The 14,107-nt window shown below is 62.7% G+C and carries 11 protein-coding genes; 4 read left to right on the plus strand and 7 right to left on the minus strand.

Annotated features, from left to right (window positions below; all coding sequences use genetic code 11):
- The first annotated feature begins 73 nt into the window (after positions 1–73).
- Positions 74–856: an AraC family transcriptional regulator gene (locus IRZ77_RS01705; protein WP_085600824.1), complete on the plus strand. Its 783-nt coding sequence runs from the start codon at positions 74–76 to the stop codon at positions 854–856.
- Positions 857–975: 119 nt separating this feature from the next.
- Here the strand turns inward: IRZ77_RS01705 and IRZ77_RS01710 are convergent, their stop codons facing one another.
- The gene (locus IRZ77_RS01710; protein ID WP_196172757.1) at positions 976–1,563 is read right to left on the minus strand and encodes a LysE family translocator; all 588 of its coding nucleotides are present in this window, start codon (positions 1,561–1,563) and stop codon (positions 976–978) included.
- Positions 1,564–1,845: 282 nt separating this feature from the next.
- Here IRZ77_RS01710 and IRZ77_RS01715 point away from each other — a divergent pair, with 282 nt between their 5' ends.
- The gene (locus IRZ77_RS01715; RefSeq protein WP_085600828.1) at positions 1,846–3,417 is read left to right on the plus strand and encodes a TerC family protein; all 1,572 of its coding nucleotides are present in this window, start codon (positions 1,846–1,848) and stop codon (positions 3,415–3,417) included.
- On the opposite strand, the gene rarD is transcribed toward IRZ77_RS01715, so the two are convergent.
- Both rarD and IRZ77_RS01725 read right to left on the minus strand, forming a co-directional pair.
- Positions 3,380–4,267 carry an EamA family transporter RarD gene (rarD, locus tag IRZ77_RS01720; protein ID WP_196172758.1) on the minus strand — a complete coding sequence of 296 codons (888 nt, stop codon included), beginning with the start codon at positions 4,265–4,267 and terminating at the stop codon, positions 3,380–3,382. The genes IRZ77_RS01715 and rarD overlap by 38 nt on opposite strands.
- 32 nt (positions 4,268–4,299) lie before the next feature.
- Positions 4,300–5,886, minus strand: a complete 1,587-nt coding sequence (locus IRZ77_RS01725; protein WP_108481332.1) for an EAL domain-containing protein — start codon at positions 5,884–5,886, stop codon at positions 4,300–4,302.
- A gap of 299 nt (positions 5,887–6,185) precedes the next feature.
- On the opposite strand from IRZ77_RS01725, the gene hppD reads away from it, so the two are divergent.
- Complete coding sequence (gene hppD, locus IRZ77_RS01730) at positions 6,186–7,262, plus strand: 4-hydroxyphenylpyruvate dioxygenase (protein WP_025339331.1); 1,077 nt, start codon at positions 6,186–6,188, stop codon at positions 7,260–7,262.
- Positions 7,263–7,301: 39 nt separating this feature from the next.
- Here the strand turns inward: hppD and IRZ77_RS01735 are convergent, their stop codons facing one another.
- Both IRZ77_RS01735 and IRZ77_RS01740 read right to left on the minus strand, forming a co-directional pair.
- Positions 7,302–7,997: a CSS-motif domain-containing protein gene (locus tag IRZ77_RS01735; RefSeq protein ID WP_230386313.1), complete on the minus strand. Its 696-nt coding sequence runs from the start codon at positions 7,995–7,997 to the stop codon at positions 7,302–7,304.
- Positions 7,998–8,213: 216 nt separating this feature from the next.
- Positions 8,214–8,900 (minus strand): type 1 glutamine amidotransferase domain-containing protein, encoded by a 687-nt coding sequence (locus IRZ77_RS01740; RefSeq protein ID WP_108481331.1) that lies wholly within the window; start codon positions 8,898–8,900, stop codon positions 8,214–8,216.
- A gap of 206 nt (positions 8,901–9,106) precedes the next feature.
- Here IRZ77_RS01740 and IRZ77_RS01745 point away from each other — a divergent pair, with 206 nt between their 5' ends.
- Positions 9,107–11,137, plus strand: a complete 2,031-nt coding sequence (locus IRZ77_RS01745) for a hybrid sensor histidine kinase/response regulator (protein WP_230386314.1) — start codon at positions 9,107–9,109, stop codon at positions 11,135–11,137.
- Between the two features lie 6 nt (positions 11,138–11,143).
- Here IRZ77_RS01745 and IRZ77_RS01750 read toward each other — a convergent pair whose 3' ends face one another.
- Together IRZ77_RS01750 and IRZ77_RS01755 are read right to left on the minus strand one after the other, a co-directional pair.
- A complete protein-coding gene (locus tag IRZ77_RS01750) occupies positions 11,144–12,760 on the minus strand; it encodes a response regulator (protein WP_196172760.1) in 1,617 nt (538 codons plus the stop codon).
- Between the two features lie 79 nt (positions 12,761–12,839).
- Positions 12,840–13,895 (minus strand): HEAT repeat domain-containing protein, encoded by a 1,056-nt coding sequence (locus tag IRZ77_RS01755; protein WP_196172761.1) that lies wholly within the window; start codon positions 13,893–13,895, stop codon positions 12,840–12,842.
- Positions 13,896–14,107 lie beyond the last annotated feature (212 nt).

Consider the following 14,107-nt stretch of genomic DNA (forward strand, 5'->3'; position numbering starts at 1 on the left):
CCTGGGGTTGCCTGCTGACACCGTGATAAATGTGTAGTATCCAGGCGCATGGCAACGGCGAGCGGGGTGAGGGATGATCGAAGTATCACGGTTCTGGCGCGACCCGGCGTTGCCCTTCGTCGAAGCCCGGCGGGTAGGGGATGGGCGCCAGGTGTGCTACGCCGCGCATTCTCACGAAAGCTTTTCCATCGGGGTGATAACGGGTGGGCGCAGTTCCTACCTGTACGGTGACCGGTGTATCGAGGTGGCGGCGGGTACCACTGTGCTGATGAACCCAGGTGTGGTGCATGCCTGCAACCCCATCGACGATGAACCCTGGTCCTACCTGATGTTGTTCGTCGATATACCCTGGTTGCAGGCGCAGGGGTTCGCCTTGCCGGCCCAGGCCTGGAGTGGCTCGCCGGCGTTGTACCAGCGCCTGTTGCAGGCCTTTGCCGACCTGTTCGACGCCAGGGTGCCAGACCGGGAAGGCCGCCTGGCGGCGCTGTTCGGTGCACTGCCGGGCTTGCTTGGTGGTAATGCCAGCAAGAATGAAGAGGGCAACCCGCGGTTGGACATGGCAGCAGCGTTCATACGCGCCCATCGTGGCGACCCGCTGCGCCTGGACGACATCTGCGCGGCCTGTGGGCTGTCGCGTTCCTACCTGATTCGCGCGTTCCGCCAACGCTTCGGCCTGACGCCGCATGGCTACCTGCTCGACCAGCGCGTGCAACTGGCCCGGGCGCAACTGCGACAGGGGCGGGCAATTGCCGAAGTTGCGCAGGAGGCCGGGTTTGCCGACCAGGCGCACCTGCAGCGTGCCTTCAAGCGGCACCTGGCGACGACACCGGGGCACTACCGAAATGCATTCGGCTGAATTGCCATGTTGGCTGTGGCCCTGTCACTGGCAAGCCAGCTTTCACAGGTACAGCGTTGCTCTCGAGATTGTCGCAGTACCTGTGGGAACTGCTTTGTGTCGCGAAAGGGCCGGTGCAGCTAGCCTGTAATGACCAGATAAACCGCACTGCCCACGAGCAGCAACGCCAGGCTCCGATTCAGCAGACGCATGTGCCGTGGGTTGCCCAGGTACTGGCGAATCACGCTTCCGGCCCACGCCCAGCTGGCCACCGAAATGAAACAGATCGGCCCGTAGATCCAGGCAAACAGCCACAGCAACTGCTGCTCGCCGCCGGTGTAGGCACCAACCCCGGCCACCGCTGCCAGCCATGCCTTGGGGTTGAGCCATTGCATCGCCGCGCCGTGCCAGGCCGAGGGGGCCTGGGTAGGATGGGCACAGTCCAGCTGCCCATTGTCGCTGGCCAGCTTCCATGCCATGTACAGCAGGAACGCCACGCCGCCCCAGTGCAGCAGCAGGCCCAGCAAAGGCCAGCGCAGCAACAACTGATGCAGACCCAGCCCGACCAGCACCAGCAGCAGGCAGAAGCCCAGCGTGGCGCCAGCCACATGCGCCAGGCTGGCACGCAGGCCATGGCGGGCACCGCTGCCCAGCGCGACGATGTTGACCGGGCCGGGGGAGATCGAGGCCGCCAGTGCGAAAGCGGCCATGGACAGGGACAGGCTCATGAAAGTGATCCGTTTGGTTGAGGGTGGCCCCCATGCTCTGGCATCGACAGCCTGCGGTATTGAAGAAAAGTACCTCATGCCCGGCCAGCGTATTTTTGTGCAGGGTTGTTACAGGTTTTGTAATAGTTTTGCACTATTACGGAAAGCTGCTGTGCTTGTAGGATCATTTTCCCAATTTGCTATCAAGGTCTATATGAGCACCTTCGCGGAGCCCCCCAGTCCCCGGCCTTCAAGGCCATCCTTCTTCCGTCTTCGTGACGCTGCCCTCGTGAGTACCCGCTAATGGAATGGCTAGCCGACCCCACGGCCTGGCTGGGCCTGTTGACGCTTATCGTCCTCGAGCTGGTGCTGGGTATCGACAACCTGGTGTTCATCGCCATCCTCGCCGACAAGCTGCCGCCGCATCAGCGCGACCGCGCGCGGGTCATTGGCCTGAGCCTGGCCTTGATCATGCGTCTGGGCCTGTTGGCCAGCATCTCGTGGATGGTCACCCTGACCGCGCCGCTGTTCGAGGTGTTCGACAAGAGCTTCTCGGGCCGCGACCTGATCATGCTGTTCGGTGGCGTGTTCCTGCTGTTCAAGGCCACCATGGAACTGCACGAACGCCTGGAAGGCCACGTGACCCAGGCCAGCGGCGCGGTGCGCCATGCTGCCTTCTGGCCGATCGTCGCGCAGATCGTGGTGCTTGATGCGGTGTTCTCGCTGGACGCGGTGATTACTGCGGTGGGCATGGTCGAGCATTTGTCGGTGATGATGATCGCGGTGGTCTTCTCGATCGGCATCATGATCGTTGCCAGCAAGCCGCTGACCCGCTTCGTCAACGCCCACCCCACGGTGATCATGCTGTGCCTGGGCTTCCTGATGATGATCGGCTTCAGCCTCACCGCCGAAGGCCTGGGCTTCCATATCCCCAAAGGCTACCTGTATGCGGCCATTGGCTTCTCGATCCTGATCGAGCTGTTCAACCAGTTGGCCCGTGCCCGCCGCAAGCGCAGCCTGCAGCAGCACCGGCCGCTGCGTGAGCGTACCGCGCATGCCGTGCTGCGCCTGCTGGGTGGTCGCCGGGTCGAGGCTGACGAGGTGGGCGAGGAAATCGCCGACCTGGTCGAAGGCGGTGAGGAACAGGTGCTGTTCGACCGCCGTGAACGGGTGATGATCAGTGGCGTGCTGAACCTGGCCGAGCGGCCGATCCGCACGGTGATGACCGCCCGTGCCGAGGTCGATGTGATCGACCTGGCGCAACCGGCCGACGCCATTGCCCAGGCCCTGGCCAATTCGCCGTACTCGCGCCTGCCGCTGATTCGCGGTGGCCGCGTGGACGAGCCGCTGGGCTTCGTACACAAGAAGGAGCTGCTAAAGGAGCTGCTGTCGGGTAACCAGCCCGATCTGGAAGGCATGGCCCGGGTACCGCTGAACCTGCTGGAAAGTTTCAGCATCCTCAACGCCCTGGAGCAGATGCGAGGCCAATCGACGCACATCGCCTTCGTTGTCAATGAGTTCGGTGATTTCACCGGCCTGCTGACCATGACCGATATCCTCGAGTCGATTGCCGGAGAGCTGCCCGATGCCAGCGAGGTCGAGGGCCCGGGCATCGTCCAGGAAGGTGAAGGCTTTGTGGTCAGTGGCGCGTTGAACCTGAGCCAGGTGCAGGCGCGTACCGGCTTCAGCGCCCGCGCCACCGAAGACTACCAGACCCTCGCGGGCCTGGTTATGAGCCTGCTCGACCGCCTGCCGATGGTTGGCGACCGCCTGGCCTGGAATGGCTGGACGCTGACAGTGGAGGCAGTCGAGGAGCGGCGGGTGCGCCAGGTTCGGCTTACACCGAGCGGCGACGTTGACGCAGCAGGTGCTTGAAGCCCTCGATCACCAGCACCAGCACCGCGGCCCAGATCGGCAGGTAGGTCAACCACTGATCCGGGCCGATGGTTTCGCCCAGCAGCAGCGCCACGCCCACCAGCAGCACCGGTTCGACGTAGCTGAGCAGGCCGAACAGGCTGAACGGCAGCAGGCGGCTGGCCAGCACGTAGGCGATCAGGGCCGAGGCGCTGATCGCCCCGAGGATCGGGATCAACGCATACAGCCCGGGGTGTGTCTGCAGGTCGGCAGGGGAAAGCGGGCCCTGGATCACGAAGTACAACGCCCAGGGCAACAGCAGGCACATGTCGCACCACAGGCCACCCAGATGGTCGGTGCGGCAGCGCTTGCGCAACACGAAGTAGATCGGGTAACCGATCGTCACCACCAGGGTTTCCCAGGCGAAACTGCCATGCTGGTACAGCTCGTGGCCCACACCCAGCGCGGCGCAGGCCACGGCCACCTTCTGCAGGCGTGACAGGCGCTCGCCATACACCAGCCGCCCGGTCAGGACCATGGCCAGCGGCAGCAGGAAGTAGCCCATCGACACTTCCAGGCTGCGCCCGTGCAGAGGGGCCCAGAGGAACAGCCACAGCTGCACGCCCATCAGCCACGATGTGCCGACCATGCCCAGCAACAGCAGCGGCGTGCGTTTTACCCGGGCGAGCAGTTCGCCCACCCGTTTCCAGTCTTTTGAGACAAGCATGAACAGGGTCAGGCAGGGCAGCGTCAACAGGGTGCGCCAGCCAAAGATCTCTTCGCCATCGAGCGGTGTGAGCAAAGAGGTGTAGAAGTACATCACGGCGAACAGACAGGACGCCATGACCGACGAAAGAATGCCTTTTGACACGAATGCCTCGGATAGGGAATTGAGCGGGTGAATCAGCCGCGCATGATCTCAGGGGGCGAGGCTTGCGGCAACCGCGACGCAGCCGGGCGTGCCGCCAGTGCCTCGAGGAACTGCGCAGCCGGCATCGGCCTGGCGAACAGGTAACCCTGCTGGAAGTCCACCTCGTGACGGGCCAGGTAATCGCGCTGTGCTTCGGTTTCCACGCCTTCGGCAACGATGCCAAGGCCCAGCTTGGCCGACAGCTCTATGATGGTCTCGAGGATGTGTACCGACAGCGCGTCGGCACCGATCATGGCAACGAAGCTCTGGTCGATCTTCAGGTAGTCGACCTTGAACTGGCGCAGGTAGTTGAGGCTTGACTGACCGGTGCCGAAATCGTCCAGGGCGATTTTCACACCCATGGCGTTGAGCTTCTCGAACAGTTCCAGGGCTACCGGTGTGGCCTCGATCAGCTTGCGCTCGGTCAGCTCCAGGGTGAGCACCACCCGGCCTGGCGGGAAATGCTGGAGGAAGGTGCGGCAGTCGTCCAGCAGGCTGAAGTCGCGGCAGTGGTCGGCAGTGATGTTGATGCCGATATGGAAACCGTCCTCCAGCAGCCCGGCATAGGGTGCCAGGTTCTGCGCGGTGTGCATCATCAGCGCACGGGTCATGGCGACGATCTGCCCACTGTGTTCGGCATAGGGGATGAACAGGTCAGGGCGTACCAGGCCTTCGCGCGGGTGGTTCCAGCGCATCAGCACTTCGGCGCCGGCCCAGCGGTAATCGCCCTTGCGCACCACCGGCTGGAAATACGGCAGGAACTCGTCGGCTTCCAGTGCCCTTTGCAGCTCGGCGCGCGGCGAGGTGGCGCGACGAACCTGCCAGCGGCACACCAGGGCGGCCACCACGCCCAGTACCAGCAGCAAGCCAAACAGGGCGGGGTAATGGCTGCGCCAAAGCAGCCCCTGCTGGTCGGCGCCATAGCCGCCCTGCACGCTGAACGGGTAGCGGGTCGAGCCCAGCAGTACATTTGCGCTGGCCGCCGCAGGTGGCACGCCCTTTTGCACGATGCCATCCTTGCCCATCCAGGCATCACCCACGCGGATCTGCAGGACTTCATCGGGGCCGATCAGGCGCAGCGCGGTCAGCAGGTGTTCGCCATCCACCGTACTGATCGCGCCGCGGTCGCCGTCGCTGGCCCGATACACCAGCAGCGGGTGGCCTGGGGTGACCGAGTTGCCGTCCATCAGCCACAGCTTGCCGTCGATGTAGTCGCCAGGGTTGACCGGCTCCTCGAATGCACCAAACAGCGAGGTGCAATAAAGGGCGTTGTGCCGGAACAGGTTGGTCGAGCGCACGAAGGCGTTGCGCGTGACCTGGGCACGCAGCATGAGCTGGGCCTCGTCGCACGGGCTGTCGACAAGTGGCAGCAGGGCATTGGCAGCGCTGGACAGGTTGTCGAGAATGCGCTCGACGTGCTCCACCACCTGGCGGGCGGTGGCCTGGCTGCTGGCCTGCATTTCGCGCTCGATCTGCCAGTTCATCACGGGCAGGCCGCACGCCACCGGCAGCACGCCGACGACCCAGGGCAACAGGGTGCGCCAGCCGAGGCCGGCGCGGCGTTTGACGGTAAGGGGCATGCTGACCTGATCTGTAGAATGGATTACGAGAGGATAGCCGCTTGTCGGAACCCGTGAGCAACTAAAGCGCGACAAACCATTTTACGCAATGTAGAATCGATTTACGAATACAACAATAAGGTCCTTCGATACCGAAGGATCAAGCCCGCCGAGAATGGGTCCATATGACATACCATGGGTTCAAGCTGATAATAGGGGACTTCCTCGCCCGCAGCGTGCGGGGTATCCCGTGCTCACCGCCGTTTCCGTGCCACATCCTACGCAATCAATAATTTTTCGCTGCAGATGAGGACACGAACATGGCTGATATCTTTGACAATCCAATGGGCCTGATGGGCTTCGAATTCATCGAACTGGCTTCGCCGACCCCTGGCGTACTCGAACCGGTATTCCAGATGCTGGGCTTCACCAAGGTGGCTACCCACCGGTCCAAGGATGTGCACCTGTATCGCCAGGGTGACATCAACCTGATCCTGAACAACGAACCCAAGAGCATCGCCTCGTACTTCGCCGCCGAACACGGCCCGTCGGTATGCGGCATGGCGTTCCGCGTGCGTAACGCCCACGAGGCCTATGCCCGCGCCCTGGAACTGGGCGCCCAGCCGGTGGAAATCGAAACCGGCCCGATGGAGCTGCGCCTGCCAGCGATCAAGGGCATCGGCGGTGCGCCGCTGTACCTGATCGACCGTTTCGAGGAAGGCAGCTCGATCTACGACATCGACTTCAAGTTCATCGAGGGTGTGGACCGCAACCCGGTCGGTGCCGGCCTGAAGATCATCGACCACCTCACCCACAACGTTTATCGCGGGCGCATGTCGTACTGGGCCGGCTTCTACGAGAAGCTGTTCAACTTCCGTGAAATCCGCTACTTCGACATCAAGGGTGAGTACACCGGCCTGACTTCGCGTGCCATGACCGCACCGGATGGCATGATCCGTATTCCTTTGAACGAAGAATCGTCCAAGGGCTCCGGGCAGATCGAAGAGTTCCTGATGCAGTTCAACGGCGAAGGCATTCAGCACGTCGCCTTCCTGACCGATGACCTGCTCAAGACCTGGGACGCCCTCAAGGGCTTCGGCATGCGCTTCATGACCGCACCACCGCAAACCTACTACGAGATGCTCGAAGAGCGCCTGCCGGGTCACGGCGAGCCGGTAGACCAGCTGAAAGCGCGCGGCATTCTCCTTGATGGCGCCTCCCAGCCTGATGACAAGCGCCTGCTGCTGCAGATTTTCTCCGAGACCTTGCTCGGCCCGGTGTTCTTCGAGTTCATCCAGCGCAAGGGGGATGATGGCTTTGGTGAGGGCAACTTCAAGGCCCTGTTCGAATCCATCGAGCGTGACCAGGTACGCCGTGGTGTGCTGAGCACCGACTGATCCCCGAATTACCGCCGTCACGATTCGATGGCGGCGGTATCAATCTTTCTTCTTGGCCGAAATGGTCAGGCCCAGGTACATGATGAACATGCTGGCGACCCCGACCAGTACCAGCGAAGGCAGTACCTGATGCAGGGATAGGCGAAACTCCTGGGCGGCGTACCCTTTGGGGTAACCGCCGATCACCACGTAGCCATATTTCTGGGATATCGTTCGCTCGGTGAATTCGACCTGGGAGGGGCGTTGTGCGTCGCGGCTGTCTCCCTCGCTCCAGATATACAGGTCGTTGAATTCAAGAAGTAATGTCAGGCCGTCCTGGAAAGCACGCAGTTCGTCACGCAACTGCCGACCGTACGCTGTTGCGATTATTCCGGGATCGTTGTGCGGCCTTTGGATCTTGATGATCGCCGCGTTAGGCGACGATGGCGCGTCGAATGCCAGCTCCGTCTGCCGTCCGGACTGGGAAAAAGCCGAGATGTATGGCAAAGGGTCCATGTCCGTCGCGCAATACGCCTGTTGGTCGCGGGTGAGTATCAACGAGCGAAGATGCGGGCTGTTGGCGACTCTCTGTTCCAGCGTATCGAGCACTTGGTCACAGGGCTTGCCTGCCAATGGCAGGATCATGTCCAGATCGGCCTCCATGCGGCCCAGTGCCTGGTCGATGCTGAAAACCGCTTCCTGAACGGAGACCTTGGCATTCTCCTCGAGTTTTCTTTCAAGTTGATAGTCCATCATCAATAACCCGGATAGGACCGGTATTGAGCCGATGGACACTATAAACAGTAGTTTCCGCCAGTTGATGCCGAGACTTGGTATTGCTGCCATAGGACCGCCGCTCCGTTGAACCTTGCTGTTCGGGTTGAACAGGTCAGCGCTGATCCTATGTGCTTGATGACACTCCGGCTGTAGGCCAAAAGGGTTGCGGTTTTACAGAAAAGCAGAAGTTCGCTGTCAGCCTCCCTTCAGTCTGGCGAGCACCTTTTCGGCCAGCAGGGCCGTGGAGGCAGGGTTCTGCCCGGTGATCAGCCGATCATCGGCCACCACGAACGGCTGCCACGGGTCATCATGCTTGCTGTAGATACCGCCGCGGGCGCCCAGTTCGTTTTCGGTCAGGAAGGGGACCACCTTGTCCAGTTCGACGAGCTTCTCCTCGATATTGGAGAAGCCGGTCACCTTACGGTCCTTGAGCAACAGGCTGTTGTCGCTGAGCTTGATGTTCAGCAGCCCGACAACGCCATGGCAGACCGCTGCGACTATGCCGTTGTTCTCGTAGACCCGGCGCGCCAGGTCTTGCAGCGGCTGGTTGTCGGGGAAGTCATACATTACTCCATGCCCGCCGGTGTAGTAGATGACGCGGTACTCTTCGACCTTCACCTGGCCAGGGCTCAAGGTGTTGCCCAGGCAGGTCATGAAGCGCTTGTCGTCATACCACTGCCAGTCCAGGTCGGGGGCCATTTGCAGGCTATGCGGGTCGACGGGTACGTAGCCGCCCAGCGGGCTGACATAATCGACCGTATAGCCGGCTTTCTCGACTTTTTCGACAAAGTGCACCGCTTCCCCGAGCCACAACCCGGTTGCCCGCTTGAGGGCCGGATACTTGGCTGTATTGGTCAGCACCACCAGCATTTTCTTGCTCATGACCACGCTCCCGTCGGCAACCTGAATGGGCCGTTGCTCCCTGGCCCGAGGGAAAACCTAATGAGCATAGCTCTCAGACGCCAGGACGCCATATTGCGTGGCGTGTGTTGTGCTAACGTGAACCACATCTACGGGGGCCCCCGTACTTGAACCATGCTGGAGTCACGATAGTGGTCGAAAATGGTACGCCGCGCGAGCCTGCGTCGATGGTCATCCTGCAGGCGCCCGTGCTGGCACCGGTCGACACCATGGGCGAACGTATTGCACGGTTCGACTGGGGGTGTACATCGCTAGGGCCGCTGCCGCGCTGGTCGGCCTCGTTGCGCATTGCAGTCGACATGATGCACCTGTCACCGTTCCCGTGTGCCGTGGTCTGGGGGCCAGACCTCAGTGTGGTCCACAATGAAGGCTACCTGGCGTTGCGGCCGGTTGCCCCGGATGCATTGGGTATGGCCTTCGATGTGCTGTGGAGCGATGTATGGCCGACGATGGGGCCCTGCGTGTTCAAGGCGCTCGAAGGGCGCTCGAGCTTTGTCGAGGACCTACCACTGCGTATTGTTTGTGGCGAAGGCGGGGAGCCGTTGCGGTGTGCGTTCGGCTACACACCGTTGCGCGACGAACTGGGCAGCGTGGCAGGGTTTCTGCACGCGGTGATCGAGACCACGGCCAGCGTCGAGGCGCACCGCCATTGGCGCGAGCAGGTGCAAGGCTTCGAGCGGCAGGTCGAGCGACACCTGGTAGAGCGCGAGCAGTTCTGGCAATTGTCGCGTGATGCAATGATGACGGTTTCGCCCGAGTTGAAGGTGCAGGCCGCCAACCCTGCCTGGTACCGCATTCTGGGCTGGGCCGAGGAGGAGGTACGGGATATTCCGGTACTGGACCTGGTGCATCCGGCGGATCGTGCCGAGGTTGAGGTGGCCGTTACCGGGTGCCTGCAATACCACAATGCCGAGCAGATAGAAACGCGCCTGCGCCACCGCGATGGCCATTACCACTGTTTTCGCTGGAGCGCACGGTTCGATGGCAGCCAACTGACTGCCGTTGGCCGCGACATCACCGAGGAACGTGAAGAGGCCGCGCGTCAATCCGAAGCCCTGATGCGCAACAACGAACGCTTGGAGGTGGTTGGCCAGTTGGCCGGGGGCATGGGCCACGAGCTGAACAACTTGTTGTCCGGCATCGGCGGCAGCCTGGAGTTGCTGCAACGGCGACTGCAGGAAGGACGGCTGGAGCGGGTAGAGACCTATGTCGAGGTGGCGCGTGATTCGGTGCAGCGTGCCATGGAGCTGACCCATCGCCTGCTGGCGTTTTCCCGCCATCAACCTTTGGCGCCCAGGCCGTTGGACTTCAACCGGCAATTGCGATTGAGCGAACCACTGCTGCGCAGCACGCTGGGCTCGGAGATGCGGTTGCATTGGCAACTGGATGTCACGCCGTGGGCGGTGAACCTTGATGTTTCCCAGCTTGAAAATGCCTTGATCAATCTTTGCACGAACGCCCGTGAAGCGTGCCTTGATCGCGGCAATGTCACGCTGCGCAGCGTCAACCAGCGGCTGACGACATGTTTCCCGGATGAGGGCGGCCTGCCGCCAGGCGACTACGTGGCCTTGCAAGTGGAGGATGATGGCCACGGCATGGCGGCGGTGGAAATTGCCAGAGCTTTTGAACCGTTCTTCACAACCAAGCCGGTCGGGCGCGGCTCAGGGCTTGGCTTGTCGATGGTATATGGGTTTGTCGGCCAGTCGGGGGGCTACGCCTGGATCGAGTCGGAGCCGAGCCAGGGCACCAAGGTCTGCATGCTTTTCCCAAGGTGTCATGACCCGGTACCCGAGGCGCCCGCGCTGGTACCGCGCTCCCAGCGCATGGCCGTGGGACAGCGCCTGTTGCTGGTCGATGACGAACTCGGTTTGCGTGCGGTGATGCGCGAGTACCTGACCGAGCGTGGTTTCGAGGTCATTGATGTGGGCGACGCCAATAGTGCGCTGGAGCGCTTCCGCCATGACGGTCCGTTCGACCTGGTAATCACCGACATCGGCTTGCCAGGCGGTTTCAGCGGCCGCCAGGTGGCCAAGGCCATGCGCATGCAGCTGCCGTTGCAGAAGATCCTGTTCATCACCGGCTATGCCGGTCAGCCGATCGAAGCGCAGTTGCTCGAGCAGCCGGGCACCGCATTGATGAACAAGCCGTTCCCGCTGGCGGACCTGGTGGATGAGGCGCTACGCATGCTCAAGGAGTGATGTGGTTCAGGGCTTGCCCAGTATCTGGGTCACCTGAGCCTGCAGTTGCTTCAGCTCGAAGGGCTTGCAGATCAGGTGCATTCCCGCCTCCAGGAACCCCTCGCGGGCCATGGCCGTTTCCGCGTAGCCGGTGATGAACAGTACTGGCAAACGTGGGCGCAGGTTGCGTGCAATCTCGGCAAGCTGGCGGCCATTCATGCCGGGCAAGCCGACATCGCTGACCAGTAGGTCCACCGGCTGTGTCGAACGCAGTACCTTCAGGCCCTCATTGGCGTCGGCAGCACTGTGGCAGGCAAAGCCATCCTCGCGCAGCGACTGGCACAGCAATTGGCGCACATGCGGGTCGTCCTCGACCACCAGCACGTGATGGCCCTGGTAGCCATGCACGGGCTGCACGGGTTCGTCCGGCGCCAGGTCCTGGTCGACATGGCGTGGCAGGTACAGGTCTACCCGGGTCCCTTGGCCAATCTGGCTGTGCAGGGTGACATGGCCGTGGGATTGCTTGCTGAAACCGTACACCATGGAAAGGCCCAGGCCGATGCCCTGGCCGATCGCCTTGGTGCTGAAGAACGGCTCGAAGGCATGCTCCAGCGTGCTTTGCGCCATGCCCTGGCCGTCATCGACGATTCGCAGGCGTACATAGTCGCCGGCGCACAGGGCACCGCCGGCGAACTGCCCGGCGCCGATGTGCTGGTTACTTGCCTCGATGCGCAGCTGGCCGCCATTGGGCATGGCTTCGCAGGCGTTGAGCAGCAGGTTGTCGAGGGCTTCCTGCAATTGCTGGTCATCGGCTTCGACCGACCACAGGCCCTTGGCGATTTGCACGTGCAGGGTAACGGCCGGGGTCATGCAAGCCTTCAGGCGCTTTGCCTGAAGCAGGTTGTGCAGGTCGACCTGCTGGCTGTGCAGCGATTGCCGGGAAGAGAAGGCCAGCAGGCGGTGAGTCAGGCGGGCGGCGCGTGACACCGCCTCGCGGCCCATGCGCAGCACGTTGTCCAGGCCATCGCTGCGGCCCTGGCGCAAGCGCCGGTCGATCAGCTCGAAGCTGCCGCCGATGCTGGTGAGCAGGTTGTTGAAGTCATGGGCGACGCCCCCGGCCAGTTGGCCGATGGCCTCCATCTTGCGCGTCTGGTTGCGTGCGAACTCGCTGCGCTGCTGGTCTTCGCCGGGAGTTGCGGCCTGGGCGTCAAGACGTTGCTGCAGGTCCAGAAGCTGGTTGCGTGCCAGGTACTGGCGGCGCCGGTTGCGCAGGGCGGATTGGGTCGTCTGCAGCAGCTGGGCGTTTTCGAACGGTGCGGCCAGCATTACCAGGTTGCCCACCGGGTAGTTGGTCGAACCCATGGTCGTTTGGCTCCCTTGACCGAGCAGCACGATGGGCAGATCCGACCAGCACGGTTGCTGGTCTATGAATGCCTGCAGCAACGCACTTGGGCCCTGCTTGAACACTTGTTCGGCAATGATCGCCAGGCCCGCCCCTTGGGCCAGGCAGCTCCGCAGGTTGGCCAGATCGACCGCGCAGAGGCTGTCGATGCCCGCTGAAGCGAGCAGGCGAGCGGTATCTGCGGCTATTGGCGGGGGCGCCAGGATCAATGCACGTTCGTCCAGCGCCAACGACCTGGCCAAAACGACTCTCCTGCAGGGTGGTCTGATATCCACTGGACCCGGGCACAGCCCCAGGGTTCAACAAATTTTCGGACGTTGCCTACAGCCCCTGTTGCAGCACCGGGTCGTCCGGGTTCTGCCGCTCCAGCTCGGCCAGCAGCACTTGCACATTCTGCAACTGGCCGGATTCCTTCCAGTACTGGATCAGCAACACCCGTGCCCGGCGATTGGCCGGCTGGCGGCTGAGCACGGTTTCCAGTTGCTTTTGCGCGGCGTCGAGTTGTTCCAGCTCATGCAGGGTGACCGCCAGTGTATAGCGGTAGTCGGCGTTGTCCGGGTCCAGTTCGACGGCGCGGGACAAGGCCAGCAAGGCGTATTCGCGCTGCTCGTGGCGGTTCAGCCAGAGCCCCAGCTCGTACTGCAGAAAGGCCGAGTCGGGGCTCAGCGCCAGGGCTTTGCCCAGTACCTGGCGCGAGGCGTCGTGATGGCCCTGGCGTTCCAGCAGGCGTACCTGGGTGGCCAGTGCGTCGAGGTTGCCTGGCGCTACCGTCAGGGCTCGTTGCAGGGCGGTGGCGGCCAGAGTGTAGTCGTTTTCGTGCAGGTACAGGCGTGCCAGGTGGACCTGGGCGTCGGCATCTTCGGGTTGTTGCTCCAGGGCCTGCTGGTATTGCTCCAGGGTGACCTGCAGCGGGCCGAAATACAGGCCGATGTCATCCGGGGCAAGGCCGAGCAGGGCATCTACCGCAGCAAAGCGTACGCTTTGCTCGTCGTCATCCAGCAGCGGGCCGAGTACCAGGCTGCGCTGCGCCGCCGGTAGCAGGCGGCGGATGCCGGCGATGGCTGCACGGCGCACCAGCGGGTCGGCATTTTCCAGGTCCTGGCGAGCGAGTTTCAATGCCTGGGGCGAAGGGTAGTTGGGCAGTTCGGCATACAAGGCCGCCCGGCGGATGGGTGGCAGGTCGGTGCGCTGCAATTGTTGGTACAGCACCCGTGCGGCGCCGGGTTGGCCGTCATGGGCCTGGCGCAGGGCCTTGGCGTAGCTGTGCGCAGGCAAGGTTGGCGGGGCTGGCGGAGTGTCGCGCCACAGGTAGCCGAACAGGGCCGATACCAGGATCAACAGCAGCAGGGCGATCAGGTAGCGGTTGCGTCTGGGCATCGGACGATCCGTGGCGGCGGGAAGGGCAGAGCTTGGGCTAGCCGGGGGGTAATTGCAACCGAGTGAGGGCTGACAGGTGCTTGTCTCGGGTTATGCGGCGGCGCTCGATCTCAACGACAACGATGATGTCGTGGCGAACACCCCCAAAAAAACATAAAAAAGCCCCGCAAACCAAGGCCTGCGGGGCAAACGGTTGGGGGAGGAACCAACCA

Source organism: Pseudomonas pudica (assembly GCF_015680405.1).
GTDB classification, from domain to species: domain Bacteria; phylum Pseudomonadota; class Gammaproteobacteria; order Pseudomonadales; family Pseudomonadaceae; genus Aquipseudomonas; species Aquipseudomonas pudica.